This window comes from Corynebacterium incognita (genome assembly GCF_014217255.1).
GTDB classification, from domain to species: Bacteria; Actinomycetota; Actinomycetes; order Mycobacteriales; family Mycobacteriaceae; genus Corynebacterium; species Corynebacterium incognitum.
Genome location: NZ_CP059404.1, coordinates 1332108 through 1357607, shown reverse-complemented (window position 1 = coordinate 1357607; position 25500 = coordinate 1332108). Strand labels below are relative to the sequence as shown.

Below are 25500 nucleotides of genomic sequence, written 5' to 3'. Positions count from 1 at the left end.
GCTTAGGCTAACGAGGCCACCACGCGGACCAGGTGCTCCACGTCCGCGTGGGTGTTGAACGGGCTCAGCGACACCGTCACCGCGCCGCCGAGATCCGCGATGCCCATCTCCTGCAGCAGCGGGGTCTGCGGCGTGATGGTGGTGACCAGGCCGTTATCGAACAGGCGCTGGTGCACGAGCTCCGCGGGGACACCGCGGACGGCGAAGGTCAGCGCGGGCAGGCGCTCGCTGCTGGCGTGCGCCGCGGCCTCACCGGTCACGCCGAGGATGTGCACGGCGGGCAGCGTGGACATGAAAGTATAAAGGTCGTCGGCCAGATCGCCCAGGTAGTCCGAGGTAGCGAACATGGAGGTCACCAGCCGCTGGCGGCGGGTGCCCTTGCTGTCCACCATCGCGGCCAGGTGATCGACCAGCGGCGAGACCGCGCCCGCCAGCCCGGCCGAGACCGGGGTCTCCAGCTTGGAGGCCGCGGGCCCGGAGTAGGCCGGGTGCAGCGCGTCCACGCGGTTGAACATAGCCACGTCCCGGAAGACTAGCGCCGCCATTTGCGGGCCGCCGAGCCGCCCAAGATCCACGGCCACGATATCCGCGCCCAGCGCGTCGATGTCAATGACCTGGTGCGGGGCCAGCGCCGTGACGTCGATAAGCGTCCACGCCCGCGAGCGCGCCCGGACCTTTTCCACTACGTCCTCCACCGGGGCGAGGGTGCCCAGCAGGTCGTCCGCGGCGGAAAACGCCACCAAGCGCGTGGAGCCGTCCACGATCTCGTCGTACTGGTACGCCGGCAGCTCGCCGGTGCCCAGGTCCGGCTGCGCCCACCGCACCTCAGCGTCCACACCCTCGAGCGCGCTGGTGAGTAGGGGGTCGTCGAGGCGCGACAACACGATGGACGAGGAATAGCGCACCAGCGGGCCCAGCGAGCGCGCCACAGACTGATACAACGCCGGCAGGCTAGGGCCTAAGACGACGGACTCGGCGCTACCACCCACCAGGTCCGCGATCGCGGTGCGCGCGGCAGCCAGGTGCGTGGCGGCCTCCAAACGCCCGGGAGTCGCGGGCGCGGAGTGGGAACCCGTCGGGGCGTCGAGAAGCGCGACGGAGGAACGAAACGCGCGGGCGACACCGGAAATGACGCGCTCCGGGAGCTGCGGCGCCTCGTGAGCGTTCAGGTACGTCCAGCCATCACCCAGGGCGGTGTACGCACCCCGCACGCTGGCCACATCAAACTCGTGGTAAGACGTTTGACCTGTGTCCAAGACACCCACCTTTCGCCATTGCTGTCCCGATCGTGCCACGAGCCGTGTCACCGATCGCACCCCACTGTATACCGTTCGCGATACCCCGCCACTATAGCCAAAAACCGTATGGGGCAAACACACTTTAACCCCATAAGGGACTAGGGTAAGGAAACGTGCACGACAACGATAAGCTGCTCAAAGACATTGAGCGCATGACGGAGACCCCCGAGCAAGGCGAGACCCCGCCCTCGCATTCGCAGACCTTCGCGGCCGCCTTCGCCGACCTTACGCAGGGCGCCCGCCAGCGCGAGCTCTGGTGGATGCTCGGCCTGCAAGACATCAAGCAGCGCTACCGCCGCTCGGTGTTGGGACCGTTCTGGATCACCATCGCCACGGGCGTCATGGCCTTGGCGCTCGGCCTGTTGTACTCCATGCTCTTCCAGATCCCCGTGGCGGAGTTCCTGCCGCACGTCACGGTGGGTCTTATCATGTGGAACTTCATCTCGGGCGCCATCAAGGAAGGCTCGACGATCTTCATTGATAACGAGGGCCTCATCAAGCAGCTGCCGGCGCCACTCTCGGTACATGTGTACCGCCTGGTGTGGCGGCAAATGCTGTTCCTGGGCCACAACCTCATCATCTGGCTTATCTTGATCGTCATCTTCCCGCGGCCGCTGGGGTGGGAGTTCTTCCTGTTCATCCCGGCGCTCTTGCTGCTCATGGTCAACGGCGTGTGGGTGGCCATGTTCTTCGGCATGGTGGCCACCCGCTTCCGCGACGTCGCCCCGCTGCTGGAGGCGCTGACCCAGCTGCTGTTCTACGTCACCCCGATCGTGTGGACCACCTCTACCCTGGAAAACCAGGGCGGTGAGGTGGCCCAACGCGCCAAGATCGCGGAGCTCAACCCGCTGTTCCATTACCTGGAAATCGTGCGCGCCCCCATGATCGGCGCCCCGGTGGAGGCCTACCACTGGTGGATCGTGCTGGGCTGCACCGTCGTCGGCCTCGGCCTGGCCCTGCTGGCCATGCGCCAGTGGCGTTTCCGCGTGAGCTACTGGGTATAAGGAGAAGCAACCATGGTTTCCATTGATACGTACAACGCTTGCGTGGACTTCCCCATCTTTGACGCCAAGTCCCGCTCGCTGAAGAAGGCGATGCTGTCCACCGCCGGCGGCGCGATTGGCAAGAACGCGGACAACACCGTGGTGGTGGAGGCGCTCAAAGACATCAACCTGCACCTGCGCGAGGGCGACCGAGTAGGGCTGGTCGGGCACAACGGCGCCGGCAAGTCCACACTGTTGCGCTTGCTCTCCGGCATCTACGAGCCCACGCGCGGCTCGGCCGACGTGCGCGGCCGCGTGGCGCCCGTGTTTGACCTAGGCGTGGGCATGGACCCGGAGGTCTCCGGTTACGACAACATCATCATCCGCGGGCTGTTTTTAGGCCAGACCATCAAGCAGATGAAAAAGAAAATGGACGAGATCGCCGAGTTCACCGAGCTGGGCGACTACCTGGCCATGCCACTGCGCACCTACTCCACCGGCATGCGCGTGCGCCTGGCGTTGGGTGTGGTGACCTCCATTGAGCCGGAGATTTTGCTTCTCGACGAAGGCATTGGCGCCGTCGATGCGGCATTCATGGCCAAGGCCAGGGTCCGGCTCCAGGAGATGGTGGAGCGTTCCGGCATTCTGGTCTTCGCGTCCCACTCCAATGATTTCTTGGCCCAGCTGTGCAACACCGCGCTGTGGGTTGACCACGGGCACATCCGTGAGGCCGGCCTGGTAGCCGACGTGGTGGAGGCCTACGAGGGCCCCGGCGCGGGCGACTACGTGCGTGACCTGCTCGAGCGCTTCGATACCGAAGAGGAGAACTAACCGATGCCAGCTTCCACCCAGCCCGCAGCCTCCACCCCGGTGCTCGATCCTCACGGCAGCACCGCCGCGGTCATCGTGACCCACAATCGCGTGCAGCTGCTGCGCGCCTCTCTGGAGCAGGTGGCGCGGCAAACCCACCCGGTGCAGTGGGTGATCGTGGTGGACAACGGCGCGGACGACGCGGTGCGCGACCTGGTCACTGAGCTGGCGGGCGAGCGCGCGGTGTACGTGCCGTCGAAGACGAACCTGGGAGGCGCGGGCGGCTTCGCCCTGGGCTTCCTCACCGCCCTCTCGCTGGGCGCGGACGCGGTGTGGTGCGCGGACGACGACGGCCGCCCCGCCGACGAGAACGTGTTGGCGGAGCTCTACCGCGTGGCGGCAGCACACCAGTTGCACGAGGTGTCCCCCGCGGTGTGCAACATCGACGATCCCGGTAGGCTGGCGTTCCCCTTGCGCCAGGGCCTGGTGTGGCGCCGTCGCATGGATGAGCTGGAGGGCGACTTCCTGCCGGACATCGCCTCGCTGTTTAACGGCGCGCTGATTTCTGCAGCCGCGATGGAGATTATCGGTGTGCCGGACTACCGCCTGTTTATCCGCGGCGACGAGGTGGAATACCACCGCCGCTTGGCGGGCTCCGGTCTGTCTTTCGGCACCGCGCTGACGTGCTCTTACCTGCACCCGGACGGCTCCGACGAGTTCAAGCCCATCCTGGGCGGCACGATGCACACCCAGTACCCGGAGGGCGAGTTCAAGCGCTTCTTCACCTACCGTAACCGCGGCTACCTGCTGTACCAGCGCGGCATGCGCAAGCTGCTGCCGCAGGAGTTCGCACGGTTTGGCTGGTTCTTCCTAGTGCAGCGCCGCGACCCTAAGGGCTTCGCCGAATGGCTGCGCCTGCACAACCAGGGCCGCCGCGAGGACTTCCACCGCCCGGCCTAGTTACGGACCCCCATCCGCTGCGCCGGGGCGGTGTCGTGCCCCTTCCCCTTGTATTTCTCTATTTTCTTATGTCCCCGAGGCCTTCATTGCTCTGTCGTGTGATGTGGCCAAGCAGCTATCCCCTCCCCCTGTTGTGTGTGCCTCACTGTGTCTGACGTCATGTTTAGACTGCCACAGTTTCCCCACGGGTTCCGGCCAATATTCTCCAATAATCGCGCCAAGCAATGCTGTACAAGCACTCTAAAATTGTTAATAAATCTTAGGCGTGCGAAAACACATTGATGTAAGAGGTCACGACGCCGCCGCCAGCGCGATAATTCTTATGTTTACCACAGGGGCATGTCAGCGATCTCTAATACTTTGGCGGCGTCAGCTGTCGTCTAACCCACAAACTCCAGCTTCCGGTGCGTGGTGCGGAAGATGAGAAAGCGCTGCACGAGGAAGTTGATGAGAGAGGCCACCAACTGCGCCACCACGAACGTGGCCACCAGCGCCACCGTGGAGGGCCACCCCAACGTGTCATCGAAGTACGCGAAGCCCCACCGCGTCAACAAGATATTGACCATGTACGTCACGCCGTAGGTCAGGGCCACGGCCACGAAGCGGCGCTTCGACGGCGCTGCCCGGAACGTCCAGCGGCGGTTCAGGATATAGGCCGCCAAGGTGCCAGCCACGAAACCGACGGTGCGCGCCTCCGTGGGCGCCAACAGGTCCAGCGCGATCTGGAACAACCACGTCAGGCTCAGGTCAATGACCGCGGAGATGCCGCCAGTAATGAGAAACTTGATGGATTGGGCGCTGAGCGTCTGGGACTCGGAAAGCTCAGACACGCTCATGAGGCTAGACGCCTCGACCTCCTCTACGGGTGGCTGGCTTTCCATGTCGTCGCCTCCTTCAACGCCGGGACTAGCGAGCCTTAAAAATAAACGCCCGCTGAATAGCGAAATTGGTGATGGTCGCCACGCCCTGCGCGATAACATAGGACACGGTGTTCATCACTCCGCCTTCCAAGCCTAGTGCCACCAGGGGCGCCTCGGTGATACGGAACATGATGTTTTGCACCAAGAACGTGGACAGGTACAGCAACCCCACGGCCACAGCGGTCCGACCGCTGACCTTGGACCCGAAGGTGAACCGCGCGTTAGCGAGGTACGCGGCGATGGTGCCAAAGACCCAGCCCACTGCCTTCGCGCTGCCGCGCGGCACGCCGAAGTTGATGAGCAGCATGGTCAGCCCCCAGTCCAGGAGCGCGGTGAAAATACCCACCCCGACAAAGCGCGTCAATTGCGTGCGCAGGCTGGTACCTTTTACTTCCACGTCCGGTTCAGTCACGTCTGGACACTCTACCGCACCCCCAACGGCGCCCCGCTGTTTACGCGCCGCGCAAGAGTGCTCGGTAAACGTCCAGCCGATCCACCGGGGGCAGGGCGCTGGGGCCGGCGCCCCCGACGTCGGACAGCACCTGCAACGAGGAGCTGCACAGGTCGCGCACCTCGGCGGCGCTCAAAGGCTTGCCGGATTCGTCGTGCCAGCCCAAAGCATCCATCGTGGTTTCCGCCACGGTGTTGGTAGTCTCGTCGTCGCTCATGCAGGCAAGCCCCAAGACGGTAGACCAGAACGCGTCGGTTCCTTCCGTGGTGACCTCCCGGGGCAGACTCGCCAGCTGCCTTGCGACGCCCGCATCCACCTCCGGCTCGCGGTTGAGGTCCATGGCCTGCAGCAAAGGCACGAAGTCGAAGAGCTTGGAGCGACTGATCACGCTGCGCACGCCCCCGGCGACGGTGCCCAACACGGCGTCGATAGTATCCTGCCCGGTAAGCCGGGAGTTGATCTCGGTGAGGTCGAAGTTGCGGCCCGGGAACGCGCCCGAACCACCGATGCACAGTGCTTGAGGGGTATCCGCGTCACGCGGGTAGATGTCGGCGGCCTGGATGGTGAAGTCCCACAACCCCCAGGTGTAATCGAGCTGATCACCCACGCGGGTGATAAATTCCCGTAAGTTATGCCCCGGGTCGATGCGCTCGCCGCGGGCGTGGACGTGCACGAAAAACGCCCAGGGGGAGCTTTCCGCGCCGAGACCAAAACAGGTGGTCAGGACTCCATGCAGCTCGTGGAAGGTCAAGGCATCATTGACGCCAACGTGGCGGTGCACCTCGCCGTCAGAACGAACGTTGGACACCTGCAGAATAATGGTGTGGGGACGGCGGGCTTGGAAATCCGCGAGGTCCGACACCGATGCGAGCCCCGCGGCCCGGCGGGCGCCGGGGCGTTGACTGTGCTGGCTCATCATGACCCCCAGGGTAGCGACTTCCCTGTGCCCCTACCGTTATCCCAGTTCAGCAGCCGAAATGGGCTACTCGGCGCCCTTAGCGCGGGCGTCGCACTCGGAAGAAATAAAGACAATGAGCGCCACCGCGGCGCCGATGAGAGAAAACGGTTTGCGCACCCCCTTCTTCCGCAGCTTGCGCGCCATCCAGGACACGCACACCTTGTCCCACCACAGGCTCAGACCGAACAGGCCCAGCACCCCGCCGAGCACGCCGTAAATCTGGGCAGTGCTGGCGTTGTCGAACCACTGCTTCACGTGGTTGCCGGCGTCGTCTGCGGCGGACTTTTCAGCGGGGCCCTCTGCCGCGACCTCGGCAGGTTCGCGGACTTCCTCCAGGTTCTCGTCTTCATCACGGTCATCGCGGCGCGCGTTGGCCACGCCGATGGCGGTGATTCCCGCGACAATAACGCCACCGAAGCCCACAACGCGAGCCAGGGTGCTCTTGGCAAAATCCGGCACCGCGTACAGCGCGCCCAGCGTCAGCGCCTGGACCGCGCGGCCTGCCATGGTGTCATCGAGTGCGTAATTGTCTTCTGGCGCCACCGCACTATCGGCTGCGCCGTTGGAGTTCATGCTGTTGGTGGAGTTGTGTGCAGTCATGGCCCCCACTATATCGACGCACCGGACACCAGCGTTGGCACGTGCTCCGGCTCCTCGTGCCACAGCATGATGGGAGCAGTATGACGGTGACCACTTCCTGTTGTTGTTGAGCAATCGCACAGCTGTCCCGCAGATCGTGCGGGGTAGGCTGGGGACATGTTTGGTTTCGGGAAGAAGCGCTACAACGCGGAAGAAGACAAGCGCAACGGTGTGCACATGGCGGCGCAACACACCAACGTGCCACTCAACGACTTCATGACCCGCCTGATGGCCGAGGAAATCCCTTTCCTCGACACCGCGGAGCGCCAGGAAATCTACGCTCTCCTGGAAGAACACCGCGCCGCGGGGAAACCGGACATCACCTCCCAGGACGAACTCCCGCCACGGATCCGCGAGATCATGGATCTCTAGGTCCCCCGTCGCCTCACGTCGCGCCAATCGTCATGTCCGCACCGGACGTACTATTGGTTACCGAAGACCATTAAAGAAATTGAGGGAATGTCTCACATGACCATGGAACTGCACACCGAAGAAAAATCCCTACACGGTTGGGGGCGCACCGCGCCGTCCACCGCGCACGTGCTTCGCACCTCCAATGTCGAAGAAATCCAGAAGGCCGTGGCTCTGGTGGCCGATGACAATGCGGACAAGCCCGCGCACCTGCGCCGTGGCGTGATTGCCCGAGGCATGGGCCGCTCCTACGGCGACCCGGCGCAAAACGGCGGCGGTCTCGTCGTCGATATGCAGGCGCTCAACCACATCCACTCCATCGACCCGGATTCCGGCATCGTGGACGTAGACGGTGGCGTCACCCTGGACCAGCTCATGAAGGCAGCGCTGCCGTTCGGCCTGTGGGTCCCGGTCCTGCCCGGCACCCGCCAGGTCACCATCGGTGGCGCCATCTGCCCAGATATCCACGGCAAGAACCACCACTCCGCCGGTTCCTTCGGCGACCACGTGGTGTCCATGGAGCTGCTGGTGGCCGACGGCCGCGTCCTGCACTTGGCGCCTGAAGGCTCCGACGACGATCCGTCCGGTGACCTGTTCTGGGCCACTGTCGGCGGCATGGGCCTGACCGGCATCATCTTGCGGGCGCGCATCCAGATGACCAAGACGGAGACCGCCTACTTCATCGCGGACACCGACCGCACGGAAAACCTGGACGAGACCGTGGCTTTCCACTCGGACGGCTCGGAGAAGAACTACACCTACTCCTCCGCGTGGTTCGACGTCATCTCCCCAGAGCCCAAGCTCGGCCGCTCCACCATCTCCCGCGGCTCCCTAGCCACCCTGGATCAGCTCAAGGAGTTTGCCCCGAAGCTGGCCAAGGACCCGCTGAAGTTTCATGCCCCGCAGCTGATGACCGTGCCGGACGTCTTCCCGTCCTGGACCATGAACAAGCTGACGCTGTCCGCCATCGGCGAGGCCTACTACATGATGGGCGCCCCGGCGCGGAACCAGGTGAAGAACCTGACGCAGTTCTACCAGCCGCTGGATCTCATCGGTGAGTGGAACCGCGGTTACGGTTCCAAGGGCTTCCTGCAGTACCAGTTCGTGGTGCCGATGGACGCCGTGGAGCCGTTCAAGCAGATCATCCGCGACATGCAGTCCTCCGGCCACTACTCCGCGCTGAACGTGTTCAAGCTCTTCGGCCCGGGCAACCGCGCACCGCTGTCCTACCCGATGCCGGGCTGGAACGTGTGCGTGGACTTCCCGATCCGTCCGGGCCTGGGCCAGTTCCTCGATGAGCTGGACAAGCGCGTCCTGGAGTTCGGCGGCCGCCTCTACTTGGCCAAGGAGTCGCGCGCTTCTGCGGAGGACTTCCACAAGATGTACCCGGGCCTAGACGGCTGGCTGCGTACCCGCAACGAGATTGACCCCACCGGCGTCTTCGCCTCCGACATGTCCCGCCGCCTCGAGCTGCACTAGTCGCGTAACCACTGACTTTTTGAAAGGTTTAACTTCATGCTTAACGCTGTAGGCCAAGCCCAGCACATCGTCTTGTTCGGCGGCACCAGTGAGATTGGTCAGGGTATCGTCTCTGAGTTCCTCACCAAGGGTCCCGCCAAGGTCACCCTGGCCGCCCGCGCTGATTCCCCGCGTATCGACGCCGCCGCGGAGTCCCTCCGCCAGGCTGGCGCCAGCGCCGTTGAGGTCGTGGACTTCGACGCCACCGATTTCGACTCCCACCCCGACGTCGTGGAGCGCGTCTTCGCCGGCGGCGACGTCGACGTCGCCATCGTCGCCTTCGGCACCCTGGGCGACCAGGAGCAGCTGTGGCAGGAGCACGCCGCGGCCGTCGCCAGCGCACAGGTCAACTACACCGGCCCAGTTTCCCTGGGTGTGCTGCTGGGCCAACGCTTCAAGCAGCAGGGCCACGGCACCATCGTCGCTCTGTCCTCTGTGGCGGGCATGCGCGTGCGCCGCTCCAACTTTGTCTACGGTGCGTCCAAGGCGGGCGTCGACGGCTTCTTCATCAACCTGGGCGAGGCGCTGCGCGGCTCCGGCGCCAAGGTCTTGGTTGTCCGCCCGGGCCAGGTGCGCACCAAGATGTCCGCCGAGGCCGGTGAGGCGCCGCTGACCGTAAACGTCGAGGACGTCGCCAAGGCCACCGTGGACGCGGTGCTGTCTGGCAAGCAGTCCATCTTCGTGCACCCACTGTTTGAGTACGTGTCCTTGGCCTTCAAGTTCATCCCGCAGGCCATCTTCCGCCGCCTCCCGTTCTAGGAGGCCGAGCCGGTACCGGAGGAATTGTGCGACAATGTTCCTCCGGTACCCGTTTCACCCGCAACCTGTGCGAAACTGATGCGTATGAGCATTGCAGATTCCGCCACGGGTATACCCTCGGCCATTGGTCTTGAGGGCGAATCCGGATCCATCGTGCGGCCCCAGCTGCGCGAAAAGGCCTACGCGTCTGACCTTCCCACGCTGAAGCGGACCGTTTTCGGCATCCTCCTCGCTATCTTCGGCGGCAGCGCCGTGACGTTGCTGGCCTGGAAGATTCTCAAGGCCACGTCGCTGCCCGCGTTCAACACCTCGATGGTGACGCGCGCACTGAGCACCTTTGCGCTGGCAATCTTCCTCGTGGCTCTGGCCGTGCTCCTGTTCTTCTGGCTTCGCGACGAATCCCACGCAGCAAAAAGTGAATCCACGCTGTCTCGGCCGCGGTGGCGCATCTGGCTGACCTACGCCTTGTCGTATCTTTCCCCGGCGTTCCTTACCATCACCACGCTGGGCATCCCGTTGTCCGCCTCCCGCCTCTGGCTGGACGGCATTCAGGTAGACCAGGTGTTCCGCACCCAGTTCCTCACCCGCATGACGGAAACGGCCGCCAACCAGGACATGGCGTATATCGACATGCCTACCTACTACCCCATCGGTTGGTTCTGGCTCGGCGGACGCCTAGCAAACCTGCTGGGTATGCCGGGCTGGGAGGTCTACCAGCCGTGGGCTCTCGTCTCCCTGGCCGCCGCGGGTTGCCTGCTCGTCCCGGTATGGCAGCGCCTCACCGGTTCCCTGCCTGTGGCCACCGCCATTGCGCTGACCACCATGGCTATCTGCCTCACACTCAACGCTGAGGAACCCTACGGCGCCGTCGTGGCCATGGGCATCCCTGCCGCCGCCGTCATGGCGCGCCGCGCGCTGCTCGGCCGCTGGTCGGCCAGCCTTGCGCTAGCACTTTACCTGGGTCTTTCTGCCACGTTCTACACGCTGTTTACCGGCGTCGCAGCGCTCGCGGTGGCCACGCTCATCGCCCTAGTCCTCGCCATCACCCACCACACCTGGCAGCCCATCCTGCACCTGGTGGTCATTGGCGTGACCTCACTGGCGATCGCGGCTATCGCGTGGGCGCCTTACCTGCTGGCGTCGTGGCGCAGCGCCGACCCTGTACAGTCCGCGGCGCAGTCCTACCTGCCTGGCGAGGGCACGGAGACCCCGTTCCCATTCCTGGCGCCGTCAATTATTGGCGTGCTGTGCTTTCTCGGCGTGGTCTACATCGTCTTCCGCTTCCGCGATCCGGACGTCAAGGTGATGACTGCCGCACTGCTCGGCGTTTATGCTTGGACCCTGGCGTCGATGGCGTTCACCGTCGCGGGCACCACCTTGTTGGGCTTCCGCACCACCGTCATCATCGTTATGCAGCTAGCCACCCTTGGTGTCCTCGCGCTTGCCGACGCCCGCCTCGTGGGCATCCACCGCTTCTACCCCGAACGGTTCAGCCCCGAGGTCAGCGCGCGCGTCACCGCGCTGTTCCTCATCCTGTGCACCGCGGGCGGCATTTTCTATGCCCAGTCCATCCCCAAGGAGAACCAGACCGCGATCGACCACGCCTACTCTGACACCGACGGCTACGGCGAGCGCGCGGACCGCTACGCGCCGGACTCCACCAAGTACTATGCGGAGATCGTCGATCGCCTGCACGAGTGGGGCCACCCCTTCGAGGACACCGTGGTGCTGGCCGATGAGACCCACTTCATGGGTTACTACCCGTACTACGGCTTCAATGCGTTCACCAACCACTACGCCAACCCGCTGGGCAACTACAACGCCCGTGCGTCGCATATCAGCGACTGGGGCAACCGCTCCTGGGGCGATCTGAAGAATCCGCAGAAGTTCCTCGACGAGCTCGACGCGGCGCCGTGGCACGCCCCGGACGTCATGCTGTTCCGCGGCGATCTGGAGAATAAGGAAGAGGGTTTCAAGACCCACATCGCCGAGGACATCTACCCCAACCAGCCGAATAACCGCTACGTGTCCGTGCTGTTTAACCCAGCCGTCTTCAGCGAGGAGTTGTGGCATGTCGAACAGTTCGGCCCGTTCGTCGTGGTCGCACGCAAATAACCAGGGGTGACCCATTAGACTGCCTCAGTGTGTCAACATCTGAGCCAACCGTAGATAATCCCGCGCCCGCCTCGCGCCCGGTCGCGACGTCGCCACGCCCGCAGGCCCCCGCCTGGCTGAAGAACCTAGCCATCATCTCGGGTCTGTTGGGCTTCCTATTTTTCGTGGCCACGCCGCTGCTACCGGTCAACCAGACCCAGTCCTCGCTGAGCTGGCCACAAAACGACTCGCTGAGCTCCGTCAACGCGCCACTCATTTCCGTGGCGCCGGAGTCCCTGGAGCTGTCCATCCCGGCCGCCGCCGCGGACGAACTCAACGAGGGCGAGTCTGTCCTGTTGTCCACGGTGCCCCCGGATTCCACGGAGGCCACCAACCGTGGCCTGTTCGTGGACACCTCCGACGACGGCCTGGCCGTCACCTCGCTGGAGAAGGTGCTGCTCGATCTGTCGCCGAAGGAGCTCAAGGAGCTTCCCGACGACGCCGTGCTCACCATCCGCGCCGACGGTGAGGGCACCACCGTGACCATCGGCGACATCACCGAGGAGACCAAGGAGGATCTGCGCCCGCAGGTCACCGGCATCTACTCCGAGCTGAGCGACAACCCCGACACCGCCTCCCAGCTCATCGACGCCGGGTTGCAGGCCGACGTGGAGATCAACTCCCGGTTTACCTCCACCCCGTCCGCGATCAAGCAGGTGGCGATGTGGGGTGGCATCGTGTTCACGCTCATTGCCTTGTTCTGCCTCTACCGCATCGACCGCCTCGACGGCCGCCGCGGCTCGTTTATGCCCGCCTCGTGGAAGCAGGTCCGCCCGCTGGACGGCGTGGTGGCCGCCATCCTCGGCTACTGGCACATCTTCGGCGCCAACACCTCCGACGACGGCTTCTTGCTCACCATGGCGCGCGTGTCCGAGAACTCCGGCTACATGGCCAACTACTACCGCTGGTACGGCGTGCCCGAGTCCCCGTTCGGCTCCCCCTACTACGACATCCTGGCGCTGTTCGCCCAGGTCTCCACGTCCTCGGTGTGGATGCGCATCCCGGCGCTCATCTCCGCGCTGTGTATCTGGTTCATCCTCTCGCGCGAGATCCTCCCGCGCCTGGGCGCGAATATCGACGGCCGCCGCGTGGCCCACTGGACGGCCGCGTTCATGTTCCTGGCGTTCTGGCTCCCCTACAACAACGGCACCCGCCCGGAGCCCGTCGTGGCCCTCGGCGTGCTGTTTACCTGGGCGTCCTTTGAGCGCGCCATTGCTACTCGACGCCTCCTGCCCGCCGCCGTGGGCACCATCGCCGCCACCTTGACCCTGGGCGCCGGCCCCACCGGCCTGTTCGCGGTGGGCGCGTTCCTGGTCTCACTGCCGCAACTGTTTCAGATCATGGGCGCCCGCGCGGCGTCGATAAGCACCAAGCCCGCCGTGGCCTGGACGGCCATGATCGCACCATTCCTAGCCACCGGCACCGCCATCCTGGTAGCCGTATTCGCGGACCAGACCTTCGCCGGCGTGATGGAATCCATCCGCGTGCGCGGCGAGGTGGGCCCGGCCCTGCCGTGGTACTCCGAGTACCTGCGCTACACCACCTTGTTCCAGCAGACCGTCGACGGCTCCTTTACCCGCCGGTTTGCCATGTTCACCATGCTGTTCTGCCTGGGTCTGGTCATCTTCTCCATGATGAAATACCACCGGGTGCGCGGCGCGGCTCTGGGCCCGACGCAGCGCCTGCTGCTCATCGTGTTCTTCTCCATGTTCTTCCTCATGTTCACGCCGACCAAGTGGACCCACCACTTCGGCATCTACGCCGGTATCGCCGGCGCTATCGCGGCGCTGGGCGCGGTGGTGCTGTCCCAGATCGCTGTGAAGTCGCCGCGCGCGCGGACCTTCTCCATCGCGGGCGTGCTCTTCCTGCTGGCGTTGTGCCTGGCCGGCTGGAACGCCTGGTGGTACGTTTCTTCCTTCGGCATCCCGTGGTGGGACCGCACCATCCAGTTCAAGGCCATCGAGGCCAACACGGTGATGCTGGCCCTGGCGCTGCTCACCGCAGGTATCGGCGTGGTGCAGTCCCTGCGCTACAGCATGCGCGCGGAGCGTACCGATGCCGCGACAGAGGCCGCGAAGGTCTCCCGCTGGGCACCGATCATGTCCGCGCCCATCGCTATTGCGTGCGTGGCCGTGGTGGTCTTTTCCATGCTGTCTCTGGGCAAGGGTTTCCTCTCCCAGTCCCCGGCGTACTCCGTGGGCAAGGGCAACGTGCGCTCCCTGGCGGGTAATACCTGCGCCATGGCCAACGACGTCATGGTGGAGGCCAACCCCAACGACGCCTTCCTCACCCCGGTCGGCGACGTGACACTCGGCGACTCGTTGGAGGCCCCAGAAGAAGATTCGACCGGCTTCGACCCGAACTCCATCCCGGGGTACATTGAGCCGGATAACCCGGGCTCGGCGTCGGTCGGCGCCATCGGCGGCCAGGGCAACGAGTCCGCGGCGGCGCCGGGCTCCACCAGCACTGGCTCCTCGGACGCGGACTCCGCCACGGGCGGGGCGACGGACGCGGATTCCGGCTCCTCCGAAGGTATGGAGGCGACCTCCGACTCCGCCAAGGAAAAGAAAGAGGGCTCCGAGAACGAGGAGACCACCGCGGAGGAAACCTCCGAGGGCGGCACCCGCACGGTCAAGGGCGTCAACGGCTCTACCATCAACTTGCCGTTCAACCTGGACTTCCGCAAGGTACCCGTCCTCGGCTCCTACAACGAAGAGCAGCGCGCCTCCGCCGAGGTGACCACCTCGTGGTACAACCTGCCGGAGCGCCGCGATAACGCGCCGCTCATCACCGTGTCCGTGGCCGGGCGCATCAAACACCACGACGTCAACGGCATCGAGCAGGAGGGTGAGCAGCTCAGCCTGGAATACGGCACCGTGGACGCCGCGGGCAACGTGACCAACACCGGCGAGGCTGAGCTTCTCGACGCCGGCGCGACCCCGGACTGGCGCAACATGCGCTTCCCGCTGGACGAGCTGCCGGACGAGGCCAACGTGGTGCGCCTGGTGGCTAAGGACGATTCCCTGGATCCGGAGGACTGGATCGCGTTTACCCCGCCGCGCGTGCCGGAGCTGACCTCCCTCAACGAGCGCTTCGACCGCCAGACCCCGGCGCTGCTGGACTGGTCCACGGCGCTGCAGTTCCCGTGCCAGCGCACCTTCGATCACTACGCCGGCGTCACCGAGATCCCGGAGTACCGGGTGCTCCCGGATGCGAAAGCACGCGCCTCGCTGTCGGGCTTCCAAGCCTTTGAGTTCGGCGGCGCAATGGCCACGGCGGAGGCGGTCAACTGGTCGTACGAGATCCCGAGTTACCTCAACAATGACTGGGCGCGCGACTGGGGCGCGGTGAAGAAGTACGAGCTGCGCACCAACTCCAAGGGCGACGCCCCGCGCCTGGCCGATATCAAGCACGAGGAGATCTCACGCTCGGGCCTGTGGATGCCGTCCGAGATGAAGATCAAGGACGTTCCCAAGGCCGGATAGCTCCTAGCCCGCCGGGGCGCGATCAACGCGTCCCATGTACACAGCGAGCGCAACTGGACCGGAAAAACACCTTCCGGAGCACCAGTTGCGCTCGCTGTGTACATTGTCGGCGGTCGTGAACTAGCTCAGCCAAGCGGCGACGTCGCTCACCCGCTGGCGGCTCAGCTCAGGCGTGGCGACGCGGTGGTGGGAGACGTAATCCTTTGCCGTCACGGTGGCGCCACCGAGCACCGGGCCCGCGACGTCCGCGCGCGCGGCGATCTCGTCTTCCGTGGCCACCTGCAGCAGCACCGGCATCCCCGCCGGCAGCGCGCTGAGCTCCGCGCCAGATCGAATATCGTCGGGCAGTCCCGCCACGGAGTTAAGATCCGGGAAAGTAAGCACCAGCGCGTCGGCGAGCGGGGCGTTAAGCAACGCTAACGCGCCGCCAGACGAATAGCCCCACAGCACCACCCGGCGCGCTCCGCGCCCGCGCGCGAACTCCACGGCAGAAGCTACTGCGGCGTTCATCTCCGCCACGGTGTGCTCAGGCGCCAAGGGGTAGTCCAGGTCCATGCAGTTCACGCCGGTCAGCGAGGCGACCGCCGCGACCTCGGGGCGCCACTGGTTGTCCAGAGCGCTGCCGCCGCCGCGCCACCACCCGCCGGAGTGCAGCGAGATGACCCACGTGTCCTCCGCTGAGGCGTCTGCGGCGGCGCCTGCCTTGACCGCAGTGTAGATCTGCGCGCCCGGAACATCCTCCACCCGCAGCGCTGGGTCGGCGAAGGCCACGCCCGGCATGGACTGGTCCAGCCCGGTGCCCAGCTGCAACATGGCGGCGTGGGTGATACGGTCCGGCAGCCGCGCGCAGTAATCGTCCGCCTCGCGGCGGGCCGCCTCAATCGCTCCACCGTCGCTGTCGTCCTGACCGTCCCACTTCCACGGCGGCGTGAAGTCCGGGGCGGCGTAGTGCGCGTCCAGGTAGGAGGCGATCTGCTCCAGCTGCAGTGTCGGCGAGAGCTGCTCTACTGCGTCGTCCTGTTCTTTGTTCGTCATGACTACCGGCTACCAGATGGTCACGCGCTGCTCGGGCGCCAGGTACATCGGGGAATCCTCCGGTACGTCGAAGGCCTCGTAGAACTCCGCGATATTGGACGCGATCTGGTTGCAGCGGAACTCCGCGGGCGAGTGCGGGTCGATGGCCAGGTACTGCTGCGCCATCTCCGGGCGGATCGCCGTGCGCCACACGCTGGCCCAGGAGAGGAACAGCCGCTGCAGGCCGTTGTACTCCTGTTCGTAGAGCGCCGGGTCGGCGTCTTCTACCTCGAAGGCGTGCACCGGCGACGTCGCAAAGTCCAGGCCCTTGTCCGCCAGGTAGTTGCGGTACGCCACCACCGCGATGCCTAGGCCGCCGAGGTCGCCGATGTTTTCGCCCAGGGTGAACTCGCCGTTCACGCCCGCGGACTCGATGCCGTTGTCCTTGAGCACGCTCGGCACCAGCCCCTTGTACTGCTCCACCAGCTTGCTCGTCAGCTCCTCGAACGCCGCGCGGTCCTCGTCGGTCCACCAGCTATTGAGGTTGCCGGTGCCGTCGTACTGCGAGCCCTGGTCGTCGAAACCGTGGCCAATCTCGTGGCCGATGACCGCGCCGATGGCGCCGAAATTCTCCGCCGCGTCCGCCTCTGGGCTGTAGAACGGCGGGCGCAGAATGGCCGCCGGGAAGGTGATGTCATTGACCACCGGGTTGTAGAAGGCGTTGACGGTCTGCGGGGTGCTAAACCACTCCTCGCGATCCGCGGGCTTGCCGATCTTGCCCAGCTCGTAATCGTGAAGGAACGCCCAGCCCTTGCGTACGTTGTCCAGCAGATCCGCGCCGGCGGCGGAGAACTCCAGGCCGGAGTAGTCGCGCCAGGTGTCCGGGTAACCGATCTTGGCCTGAAACTTGCCCAGCTTCTCCAGCGCGCGCTCGCGGGTGGCAGGCGTCATCCACTCCAGCTGGGAGATGCGCTCGCGGTAGGCCGCGGTGAGGTAGTCCACCAGCTCCAGCATCTCCTTTTTGGACGATGCCGGGAAGTGCTTGTCCACGAAGATCTTGCCCACTTCCTGGCCCACCATGGACTCCGCCAGGCCGACGCCGCGCTTCCAGCGGTCGCGCTGCTGCGTCGCGCCGGAAAGCGTGGTGCCGTAGAACTCGAAGTTCTTGGCGCCGACCTCCTCCGGCAGGACTCCGGCGCGCGAGCGCAGGATGTGCCAGGTGGCCCACAACTGCCAGTCCGCGATGCGCTCGCCGGTCAGCAGCCCAGCGAGGTGCTCGAGGTAGCTGGGCATCATGTTCACCACGCGGTGCTCCGGCAGCCCGCCGCCGCGCAGCGCCACCTGCACCAGCTCCGGCAGCTCGCTGAACTCCGCCGGGTTGTACGTTTTCACCGCGTCGCGGGTGCTCACCACGTCCCAGTGCCCGGCCGCGATCTCCTTTTCCAGGCCCACGATGCGCTCCGCCGCCACGTCGGCGGGCAGGCCGAACAGGCGTGCCGGATCCAAAAAGCCCAGCATCTCCTCCACGTGCTTGACGTAGGCCGCCAGGGTCTCGGCGTGTGCTTCGTCGCGGTAATAGGCCTCGTCCGGAAGCCCCAGGCCCGACTGCACGATATAAGCCAGCGCGGCCTCGGAACCGGAGTCCTTTTCCACCCAGAACGTCACCGGCGCGCCCACGCCCTCGCGCTCCAGGGCGCCGAGAACCGCCACCAGCTCCTCGATGTCGGCGACGGCGAGGCGGTCCAAGTCGGCGTCGAGAGGCGCCATGCCCGCACCGTTGACACCCTCGGTATCCATGAAGGATGCATACAGCGCGCCCGCGCGGCCGTCGTCGGCCTTCACGATCTCGTGGACGTCGGCCTCCGCGGCGTCGCGAAGCGCGTGAAAGGTGCCGTCTACCCCGCGATCATCCGGGATGACGTGGGAGGTGAGCCAGGGTCCGTTAACAAATTGGTACAAGTCTTTCATGCCCTCCCACCTTACTGACATCCCCTGACACGAGGGCCTGGTTTAGGGTGGTAACTATGCCGTCCTATCGTTTCGAGCCCGCGCCGGCGGGCTCCCACTTCGCCGCACTGAGCGCCTTCGCACTGGCGGTGTTCCTCGCGCCGTCGATGGTGTGGGTTGCCCTGCCGGATAAGAACCCGGACATCGAACAGGTCACGCTGAGTTCCCCGGCGCAGGGCTGGGAGGTGCCGGTGGACGAGGAATGTGCGTTCACCGCGCAATCCCAAACGGGCTGGGGTTATACCTGCGACGGCGTGGTGGTCTCCTCCATGGTCACGGGCCCGCCGGCCGATATGGAAAAGGGCCTGCGTCGGGCGGCGCGGGCGTTTGCGCGCATGGATGGGCAGCTTTCCGACGGCGCGTTTTTCCGCGTCGGCGACACCGCCGCGCTCGTGGACGAATCAGCCTCCGCGCTGGTCATCGCCCAGCCCGGCACCGGCGAGCAGGAGGGCAAGCTCATGCTCGCGATCCTGCAGGGCGGGGGCCAGGACGTCACGCCGGTGGCCAAGGACACGTGGTCGGCACTGACCGGGAAGCCGCTGCCGGACGACGTTGCCCGCGCGGTGGCGAAGCTGCCGCGACCGTTCCTCGCACCACCAACCAGGGAGGCGTGATTGTTATGAGTCGGATTTTTCGCACCACGATGTGGGTCCTCATCGGCCTCGGCCTCCTAGTCACACTGGTAGTCGGCGGCGCCACCGTCATGCTCAGCCCCGCCACCGGCGCGATCAGCGCCGTATTCTCCGCACTCTATATCGCGGCGGTGATCTGGCTACTACGCCTGTTCCGCCCCGCCTTCCCCGACGCGGGCACAGGCTGGATCATCGCCTCACTACTATGGGGCGCAGCCGCCAGCCTGGTATTCGTCTTCCCCTCCGCCATGTCCGTCATGGCGCTCAGCGAATACACCGGCTGGTACGACGCCGTCGCCTCCTGGGGCGGCGCCTACCCCGAAGAAGCCGCCAAAGCACTCGGCATCATCTTCGTGCTCTTTTCCTACCAACAACTCAACCGCCCCTGGCACGCAGTCATCGTCGGCGCAGTCATCGGCCTCGGCTTCGAAACCTTCGAAAACATCCTCTACGGCGTCACCGGCGGCATGATGGACCTCGAATCAGACATGCGCGGCATGCTCATCACCTGGGCCCAACGCGTCTTCGTCGGCCCCTTCCTCCACATCACCTTCACCGCCATCGCCGGCTGGGGCATCGGCTGGGCCATCTACGCCGCCCGCCGCGGAATCCTCTGGCGCCTTGCCACCGGACTATCCTGGCTAGCCCTGGCCTTTACCCTCCACTTCGCCTGGAACTACATGACCGACACCGACGTCACCTTCATCATCAAAAACATCATCGTCTGCGCCATCATGTACCCCGTCCTCGGCTGGATACTCACCCGCTCAAAAAACCTCGCCGCCGCCGACCACAGCTACAGCTACCAGGAGGGATTCGTGATTAGACCTTGAGCGCTGGTGCGTCGAGAAAATGACCGACAGTACCAGCTCCTCGTAAAGCGATACAAAATGGGTCTACTGGTTCTTTCGACCTTTAATTCGTTTCACTAAGTAGACAGCGAGTGCCACGAGCGCAATCAGCACAAGAAATGGAAGCAATTCGAGAATTCCGAAGCTCATTAAACCCTCCTATGGTTTCAGCTTTACACATGCCCACGGCGACGACTCACCGTTTAGTGTGTAGCGGCCACACACATTCGTATTCGCTTTAAACGTTTCACTATTCAGGTCAAACGAAATATAATGACCAGGCCAGTTGAATAATGGTGGGGTCATACAATTGGGTGACTTCCCATGACGCTCTTGATGCCTACCTCGGGCATCCGTCCATTGCATACGTTCGGAGGCCATGGAGTTTTCGGATTAAAGTACCCACGCCACCCAACCTGAGCATAATTGGCATGCAGCCCTTTACCATTCACATAGATTGTGTCCTTTAGTGTGGTGTATCTTTAGCCCGCGGTAAGCCTTGTGCCGCTTTCCTGCAAGAGCATGACGAGGTCAGGAATATTGATTGCACCCATGCCCAAAGTATATTACACCCGTAACGAAGATTCATTACACTTTCGTTGCAGTTGTAATATACTTTGCGAACTGCAACGGAATCAGCGGGTTAAGTCGAGTTCGCTGCACGCCTTTTTCGTCAGGGTATAGCGCAGTGGCCTCTGTGATACAGCTTGAACAAGTCCCTCGTCTTCGAGGTGGGCGATGTCTTTGCGCAGCGTCCTGGGAGACTCGCTGAAATACGGCAGCACGTCGTCTTGGGCAATCACCCGGGTGTCATCGAAAAGCCACACCTGCCCCAGCAGGAAAAGGATTTGGGCACGGCGTTGCTCTTTCTTCGACCCCGAGGGCAGGTTCTCAATACGCCGCTTGAGCCCATCGAAGAGATACTTGCGAGCAATGAGGTCTTGCAGCATCTCAGCCTGCGCCGTCGCGATGAGTGCGAGCATGTCGTTGACGAATCCCGTCAACTCCGCACGGTTAAGCGGGTTCTCGGCGGTTTCGAAGGCCTTATAGTAGCGCGACTTGTATTCGTTGATCGTCGGTGACAACGCGATGGCTGTCGGTAGTGAAAGCACCCGCTGCAACTTCTGAGCCAGGAGAAACCGACCAGTGCGCCCGTTGCCGTCGTAAAACGGGTGAACATACTCAAACATAAAGTGGGTAACCACCGCCGTGATAAGTCCTGAGGTTTCCTTTTCATGAAGTAACTCCAGCATCATTTGAATCCGCGGCTCGATCTCGTGAGCAGGAACAGCCTTATGGATCACCTTTGTCCCGCCCATTACATTCGTGGTCTCGGCACGGAACAGTGGCCCCTCAATTTCAGCTCCGTCTTCCAGTTCGCCATCGGTTACAGCGTCGTAAATCTCCCGAACATCGGCGAAGTTTTTGGGCAACTCCAACCATTCAAAGGCCAGGCCATTGTATAACCGCGCGAGTTCGCGGAATCGCTTGTACGGACCGCCATCTCCACGTTTCGCCCGAAGCGCTTCATCAATCTCCTGCCGTGTGGACCTAATGTCTTCAATGCCGTTCGTTGCCTCGATTTCCCGGAGCAATAGAGTCTGCACATAACCCCGCGACGCCCCAACCGGAATCTCATGCCAAAGGCTGGAGATTCTCCGCTCTCGGCTCATGATTTGTTCTAATCGCGTGACGATATCCACGGTGAGCACACAAAATGCGGGGTCTTCCCCGATACGGAAGTCCCAACGCAACGCACTGTCAGACGTGATTCGCTTCTGGTAAAGCTCCTCGGCTGCTGCCTTTCCGTTCGCATGAAACTCCGTTTTGAGCATCCGATACGCCATTCCACCAACCGCCTTATTTCCCAAAACCCGCCTTTTAGGGAAATAGTACTTCACATTCTGGAGCCTTATTTCCCAAAACCCTGGTTTTCTTCCAATAAGGATGGGTGGCCGCGGGGCGTCGAGAGGCCGCCGAGACCGACTCGCACCGCGCGGCGCCCGGGGCATCTCTGCAACAATAGGATGTGTGAATGACATCCCGAGCACACCGTACAAGGCCGTAGAACAGTTGCGGGACGCGCTGGCGTCCGCGACGTTCGTGACCAATGACGAGGCCGCCGCCCGCGCCGAGGCCGCCGTCGCGCAGATCGATGACTACATCCTGCCGCGGCTCAACAACGCGGACGCGCCACTACTTGGCGTGGTGGGCGGCTCCACGGGAAGCGGTAAATCCACGCTGGTCAACGGGATCGTCGGCACGCCGGTGACCACCCCGGGCGTCATCCGCCCCACCACCCGCCAGCCGGTGCTCGTGGCCCACCCCGACGACACCGACTGGTTCAACTCCGGCGAGGTCCTGCCCGGGTTGGCGCGCGAGCAGGGTGATCCCGGTGCTAACCCGTCGGCGACGTCGCTGCGCGTGGTGAGCACCGATTCCATCACGCCCGGCCTGGCGCTTCTCGACGCCCCGGACTTCGACTCCATCGACGACCGCAACCGCGAACTCGCCGGCCAGCTACTCGCCGCCGCGGACCTGTGGTTGTTCGTCACCACGCCCGCGCGCTACGCCGACAACCTTGTCTGGAACTTCCTCAACGACGCCGCGGCCCGCAACATCGAGGTCATCGTTGTGCTCAACCGCGTGGACGAGGACGCCATGGCCACCGTGCCGGATGACCTGCGCCGCATGATGAGCGAGGCCGGGCTGGGCGAGGCCTCCTTCTTCGTGGTCCCTCACTCCGAGCTTGTCGACGGCCAGCTGCCCGCCGCCGCAGTCACCGACCTGCAGGCGCACCTTCAGGCCCTGGCGGCCGACGCCGCCGCCCGCCGCGAGATGGCGGCGAAGACGGTGGCAGGCGCCGTCGAGAAGCTGGGGCGCAGCGTGAGCGAGCTCAGCGCGGAGAAGCAGCGCGAGGAAGAGCGCGCCGCGCAGCTCGCAGAGGCCTTTGATAACGCGTTCGCCCGCGCCGGCGAGCAGGTCATCGATGCCACGAGCGACGGCAACCTGCTGCGCAAGGAGGTCATGCAGCGCTGGCAGGACTTCGTGGGCACCTCGGACGCGTTCCGCGCCATCGAGCGCTGGTACTCGTTGGCGTTGGACAAGATTGGCTCGTTCATCACGGGCAAACCCGCGCCGGTGCGTGAGGTCGAGACCGAGATCGAGGAGGGCCTGCACGCCGTTATCGTGGACGCCGCGCAGACCGCCGCGGCCCGCAGCTGGGGCAACCTGGGCACCCTCGCCCCGCGCCTGCGCGACGAAGCCGACCCCGCATTGTCCGAGGCCAGCACGGACATCGAGGAGCAGGCCGCGCAGCTGGTGCGCGACTGGCAGTCCGGCCTCATGGACTACATCCAAGACAATGCTGCGGACAAGCGCATGAAGGCCCGCGTGCTGTCCGCCGGGCTCAACGTGCTCACCGTGGCGCTCATGGTGGTGGTCTTCGCGTCCACCGCCGGGCTCACCGGCGGCGAGGTGGCCATCGCTGGCGGTTCCGCGGTGGTGGGCCAGAAGTTGTTGGAGACCATCTTCGGCGAAGACAACGTCCGCCGCATGGCCAAGAAGGCGCGCCAGGATCTTAACGAGCGCATCACGGAGCTCTTCGGCGCCGAACGCGCCCGCTTTGATGCCGTGACCGGCCGACTCACCGGCGGCACCGCTTCCACGGAGCTGGACGCCGCGCTCGAGCGCGCGGTCACCGCAGCAAAGGAGCAGGCATAACATGGCGCTGCTAGGAAAGAAGACCCCACTCAACGATCGGCTGGCCGCGCTGCGGGACGCCGCCCAGCTCGGCGAGGGCTATCTCACCGATGAACAGCACGCGAAGATCGAGCGCGTGGCGCGCGAGGCCAGCGAGCGCCGCGAACTCTCCGGCGACCACACGGTGGTCGGCTTCTTCGGCGCCACCGGCTCGGGCAAGACCTCCCTGTTCAACGCCGTCGTCGGCGAGGACCTGGGCAAGGCCGCCGCGCGCCGGCCCACCACCTCCTCCCCGCTGGCCGCAGTGTGGCACCCGGACGGCTCCGAAGAACTCCTCGACTGGCTCGAGGTGGAGGATCGCCGCTCACGCTCCGGCGACTTTGCCAAAAACGCCGGCCCGCTCATCCTGCTGGACCTGCCGGACTTCGACTCGGTGGAGCTATCCAACCGCGACACCGCGGCCAAGCTCGTGGGCAAGGTGGACGTCCTCGTGTGGGTCACGGACCCGGAGAAATACGCGGACTCCGTCATCCACAATGACTTCATCCGCCCGCACGCCTCCCACGGCACGGTGACGCTCGCGGTGCTCAACAAGGCTGACAAGCTTGCCGACGCCGACGTGGACCAGGTCGCCGACTCCCTCCGCGGCCTGCTGGTAGAGGACGGCCTAGCCAAGGCGAACGTGATCCCGACGAGCGCGAAGACAGGCATGGGCGTCGATACGCTGCGCACAGCGATTGCCAAGGTGGCCTCGAGCCACAACGCCCAACAGCAACGCATCGAAGCCGACCTCACCGCGGTGTCCGCGGACTGGGTAGACAACGCCCCGGCGCACAAGGTGCCATCCGGCGCGAAGAAAGAGATGGACACGCTGCTCGCGCAGGCCGCGGGCGCAGATACCATCGCGGACGCGACGGCGGCGGCCTACCGCAAGCGCCTGGGCAAGAAGACGGGCTGGGTGGTGACGTCGTGGATGCTCAATCTGCGGGCGGACCCGCTGCGCCGCTTAGGCCTGCGGGAGGAATCGGACGAGACCGGCGTGCACCGCACCTCGATGCCCGAGCTGGACGCGTCCTCGAAGGCCGTGGCCAACCGGGGCGTGCGCGGCTACGCGCAGGCGATCTCCGGCGACCTGCCCACGGGGTGGAAGAGCGCGGTGGCCACGGAGACCGAGGAGATCCTGGAGAAGGTGCCGCAGCACCTCGACCGCGCAGTGGCCAAGACGAAGCTGCCCGCGCAGCCCTCGGCGGCGTGGAACGTGTTCGCGGTGCTGCAGTGGCTCGCGCTGCTGGCGGCGCTGGTGGGCGTGGGCTGGTACCTCGTCGCGGCATTTCTGCCGGGGGTGCTGGAGCCGTTCATGGATGACATCACCCCGGAGATCGAGGGCTGGCCGTACCCGACGCTGCTCATCGCGGGCGGCGTGCTGTTGGGCATCGTGCTGGGGCTGTTTACCGGCGCGTTTGGCTTCGCCATCGGCTCCGGCGTGCGGCGCCGTACCCGCCGCGCGCTGCGCCGCGAGGTGGCGGCAGTGTCCGCGGAGAAGGTGGAGCAACCGCTGCTTGCGGTGCGTGACAGCTACCTGGATTTCATCGCGAAGATGCGGGTGGCCGCGGGGCGCTAGGCCTGCGCGTTGCTCGGCTTTTGCGTGAGCTCGTGGGAATCCAGCGCCGCACGTTCCATGGCCACGCGCTCTCCTGCCCGGCCCGCGCGCGGGATGCCTTCGCGGTCCCAGTGCGCCGCGGCCCGGTCGAGGTCATGGGAGCTGCCGTCCACGCGGACCACGCGCCACCACGCGACGGTATCCCCGCGCTCGCGCAGCACGCGGCCGACGTAGCGCGCGCCCACCCCCGCGGCCTTGGCCACCTCGCCGTAGGAGGAGACGTTGCCTGGCGGGATGCGCCCGACCACGTCCAGCACGCGCCGCACCGCCTCCTCGTCCACCGGAAAG

General features: G+C 64.9%; 21 protein-coding genes. 12 read left to right on the top strand and 9 right to left on the bottom strand.

Going from position 1 to position 25500, the window contains the following annotated elements:
• Positions 1-2 precede the first annotated feature (2 nt).
• Entirely contained in the window at positions 3-1256 is a 1254-nt protein-coding gene (locus H0194_RS06275) for an aminotransferase class V-fold PLP-dependent enzyme (protein WP_185175102.1), read from the bottom strand.
• A gap of 194 nt (positions 1257-1450) precedes the next feature.
• Between H0194_RS06275 and wzm the strand changes: the two genes are divergently transcribed.
• The 3 genes from wzm to glfT1 are packed head-to-tail and all read left to right on the top strand — an operon-like array spanning position 1451 to position 4051.
• Positions 1451-2302 (top strand): galactan export ABC transporter permease subunit Wzm/RfbD, encoded by an 852-nt coding sequence (gene wzm / locus H0194_RS06270; protein ID WP_185176924.1) that lies wholly within the window; start codon positions 1451-1453, stop codon positions 2300-2302.
• A 12-nt stretch (positions 2303-2314) separates the two neighbouring features.
• Positions 2315-3112 (top strand): galactan export ABC transporter ATP-binding subunit Wzt/RfbE, encoded by a 798-nt coding sequence (gene wzt / locus H0194_RS06265; RefSeq protein WP_185175101.1) that lies wholly within the window; start codon positions 2315-2317, stop codon positions 3110-3112.
• 3 nt (positions 3113-3115) lie between these two features.
• Complete coding sequence (gene glfT1, locus H0194_RS06260) at positions 3116-4051, top strand: galactofuranosyltransferase GlfT1 (protein WP_185175100.1); 936 nt, start codon at positions 3116-3118, stop codon at positions 4049-4051.
• Positions 4052-4431: 380 nt separating this feature from the next.
• Here the strand turns inward: glfT1 and H0194_RS06255 are convergent, their stop codons facing one another.
• From H0194_RS06255 to H0194_RS06240, 4 genes are all read right to left on the bottom strand, one after another.
• Positions 4432-4932 carry a GtrA family protein gene (locus tag H0194_RS06255; RefSeq protein WP_343061254.1) on the bottom strand — a complete coding sequence of 167 codons (501 nt, stop codon included), beginning with the start codon at positions 4930-4932 and terminating at the stop codon, positions 4432-4434.
• 25 nt (positions 4933-4957) lie between these two features.
• The gene (locus tag H0194_RS06250; RefSeq protein WP_246388816.1) at positions 4958-5383 is read right to left on the bottom strand and encodes a GtrA family protein; all 426 of its coding nucleotides are present in this window, start codon (positions 5381-5383) and stop codon (positions 4958-4960) included.
• A 40-nt stretch (positions 5384-5423) separates the two neighbouring features.
• Complete coding sequence (locus tag H0194_RS06245; RefSeq protein WP_246388813.1) at positions 5424-6341, bottom strand: IS1096 element passenger TnpR family protein; 918 nt, start codon at positions 6339-6341, stop codon at positions 5424-5426.
• Positions 6342-6404: 63 nt separating this feature from the next.
• Positions 6405-6980 (bottom strand): hypothetical protein, encoded by a 576-nt coding sequence (locus tag H0194_RS06240; RefSeq protein ID WP_185175099.1) that lies wholly within the window; start codon positions 6978-6980, stop codon positions 6405-6407.
• Between the two features lie 156 nt (positions 6981-7136).
• On the opposite strand from H0194_RS06240, the gene H0194_RS06235 reads away from it, so the two are divergent.
• The 5 genes from H0194_RS06235 (at position 7137) to H0194_RS06215 (ending at position 15346) form a co-directional block, all read left to right on the top strand.
• The gene (locus tag H0194_RS06235; RefSeq protein WP_185175098.1) at positions 7137-7391 is read left to right on the top strand and encodes a hypothetical protein; all 255 of its coding nucleotides are present in this window, start codon (positions 7137-7139) and stop codon (positions 7389-7391) included.
• Positions 7392-7493: 102 nt separating this feature from the next.
• On the top strand, positions 7494-8909 hold the full coding sequence (dprE1, locus tag H0194_RS06230; protein ID WP_185176920.1) for a decaprenylphosphoryl-beta-D-ribose oxidase: 1416 nt from the start codon (positions 7494-7496) through the stop codon (positions 8907-8909).
• Between the two features lie 36 nt (positions 8910-8945).
• On the top strand, positions 8946-9707 hold the full coding sequence (dprE2, locus tag H0194_RS06225; RefSeq protein WP_185175097.1) for a decaprenylphospho-beta-D-erythro-pentofuranosid-2-ulose 2-reductase: 762 nt from the start codon (positions 8946-8948) through the stop codon (positions 9705-9707).
• Between the two features lie 84 nt (positions 9708-9791).
• Entirely contained in the window at positions 9792-11822 is a 2031-nt protein-coding gene (locus H0194_RS06220) for a galactan 5-O-arabinofuranosyltransferase (RefSeq protein WP_185175096.1), read from the top strand.
• A 29-nt stretch (positions 11823-11851) separates the two neighbouring features.
• Positions 11852-15346 carry an arabinosyltransferase domain-containing protein gene (locus H0194_RS06215; RefSeq protein ID WP_185175095.1) on the top strand — a complete coding sequence of 1165 codons (3495 nt, stop codon included), beginning with the start codon at positions 11852-11854 and terminating at the stop codon, positions 15344-15346.
• A 120-nt stretch (positions 15347-15466) separates the two neighbouring features.
• Here H0194_RS06215 and H0194_RS06210 read toward each other — a convergent pair whose 3' ends face one another.
• Together H0194_RS06210 and H0194_RS06205 are read right to left on the bottom strand one after the other, a co-directional pair.
• Positions 15467-16381, bottom strand: a complete 915-nt coding sequence (locus H0194_RS06210; RefSeq protein ID WP_185175094.1) for an alpha/beta hydrolase fold domain-containing protein — start codon at positions 16379-16381, stop codon at positions 15467-15469.
• Between the two features lie 9 nt (positions 16382-16390).
• Positions 16391-18328 carry a M13 family metallopeptidase gene (locus tag H0194_RS06205; RefSeq protein ID WP_185175093.1) on the bottom strand — a complete coding sequence of 646 codons (1938 nt, stop codon included), beginning with the start codon at positions 18326-18328 and terminating at the stop codon, positions 16391-16393.
• Between the two features lie 56 nt (positions 18329-18384).
• On the opposite strand from H0194_RS06205, the gene H0194_RS06200 reads away from it, so the two are divergent.
• Positions 18385-18981, top strand: a complete 597-nt coding sequence (locus tag H0194_RS06200) for a hypothetical protein (RefSeq protein ID WP_185175092.1) — start codon at positions 18385-18387, stop codon at positions 18979-18981.
• A gap of 5 nt (positions 18982-18986) precedes the next feature.
• Positions 18987-19832, top strand: coding sequence for a PrsW family intramembrane metalloprotease (locus tag H0194_RS06195; protein WP_185175091.1), 846 nt, complete (start codon positions 18987-18989; stop codon positions 19830-19832).
• A 653-nt stretch (positions 19833-20485) separates the two neighbouring features.
• On the opposite strand, the gene H0194_RS06190 is transcribed toward H0194_RS06195, so the two are convergent.
• Positions 20486-21751: a Fic family protein gene (locus tag H0194_RS06190; RefSeq protein WP_185175090.1), complete on the bottom strand. Its 1266-nt coding sequence runs from the start codon at positions 21749-21751 to the stop codon at positions 20486-20488.
• A gap of 130 nt (positions 21752-21881) precedes the next feature.
• Between H0194_RS06190 and H0194_RS06185 the strand changes: the two genes are divergently transcribed.
• Entirely contained in the window at positions 21882-23573 is a 1692-nt protein-coding gene (locus tag H0194_RS06185; RefSeq protein ID WP_246388810.1) for a GTPase family protein, read from the top strand.
• Between the two features lies 1 nt (position 23574).
• Positions 23575-25173 (top strand): GTPase, encoded by a 1599-nt coding sequence (locus H0194_RS06180; RefSeq protein ID WP_185175089.1) that lies wholly within the window; start codon positions 23575-23577, stop codon positions 25171-25173.
• Here H0194_RS06180 and H0194_RS06175 read toward each other — a convergent pair.
• Positions 25170-25469, bottom strand: coding sequence for an MGMT family protein (locus tag H0194_RS06175; RefSeq protein ID WP_343061253.1), 300 nt, complete (start codon positions 25467-25469; stop codon positions 25170-25172). The two genes, H0194_RS06180 and H0194_RS06175, sit on opposite strands and share 4 nt — an antisense overlap.
• Between the last annotated feature and the right edge of the window lie 31 nt (positions 25470-25500).

Bases quoted from the DNA above. Each gene is read 5' to 3' on its own strand.
- H0194_RS06200 (WP_185175092.1), top strand. From the start codon at position 18,385: ATGCCGTCCTATCGTTTCGAGCCCGCGCCGGCGGGCTCCCACTTCGCC.
- dprE1 (WP_185176920.1), top strand. From the start codon at position 7,494: ATGGAACTGCACACCGAAGAAAAATCCCTACACGGTTGGGGGCGCACC.
- glfT1 (WP_185175100.1), top strand. From the start codon at position 3,116: ATGCCAGCTTCCACCCAGCCCGCAGCCTCCACCCCGGTGCTCGATCCT.
- H0194_RS06235 (WP_185175098.1), top strand. From the start codon at position 7,137: ATGTTTGGTTTCGGGAAGAAGCGCTACAACGCGGAAGAAGACAAGCGC.
- H0194_RS06220 (WP_185175096.1), top strand. From the start codon at position 9,792: ATGAGCATTGCAGATTCCGCCACGGGTATACCCTCGGCCATTGGTCTT.
- wzt (WP_185175101.1), top strand. From the start codon at position 2,315: ATGGTTTCCATTGATACGTACAACGCTTGCGTGGACTTCCCCATCTTT.
- H0194_RS06245 (WP_246388813.1), bottom strand. From the start codon at position 6,341: ATGATGAGCCAGCACAGTCAACGCCCCGGCGCCCGCCGGGCCGCGGGG.
- H0194_RS06255 (WP_343061254.1), bottom strand. From the start codon at position 4,932: ATGGAAAGCCAGCCACCCGTAGAGGAGGTCGAGGCGTCTAGCCTCATG.
- H0194_RS06195 (WP_185175091.1), top strand. From the start codon at position 18,987: ATGAGTCGGATTTTTCGCACCACGATGTGGGTCCTCATCGGCCTCGGC.
- dprE2 (WP_185175097.1), top strand. From the start codon at position 8,946: ATGCTTAACGCTGTAGGCCAAGCCCAGCACATCGTCTTGTTCGGCGGC.
- H0194_RS06210 (WP_185175094.1), bottom strand. From the start codon at position 16,381: ATGACGAACAAAGAACAGGACGACGCAGTAGAGCAGCTCTCGCCGACA.
- wzm (WP_185176924.1), top strand. From the start codon at position 1,451: ATGACGGAGACCCCCGAGCAAGGCGAGACCCCGCCCTCGCATTCGCAG.
- H0194_RS06180 (WP_185175089.1), top strand. From the start codon at position 23,575: ATGGCGCTGCTAGGAAAGAAGACCCCACTCAACGATCGGCTGGCCGCG.
- H0194_RS06240 (WP_185175099.1), bottom strand. From the start codon at position 6,980: ATGACTGCACACAACTCCACCAACAGCATGAACTCCAACGGCGCAGCC.
- H0194_RS06205 (WP_185175093.1), bottom strand. From the start codon at position 18,328: ATGAAAGACTTGTACCAATTTGTTAACGGACCCTGGCTCACCTCCCAC.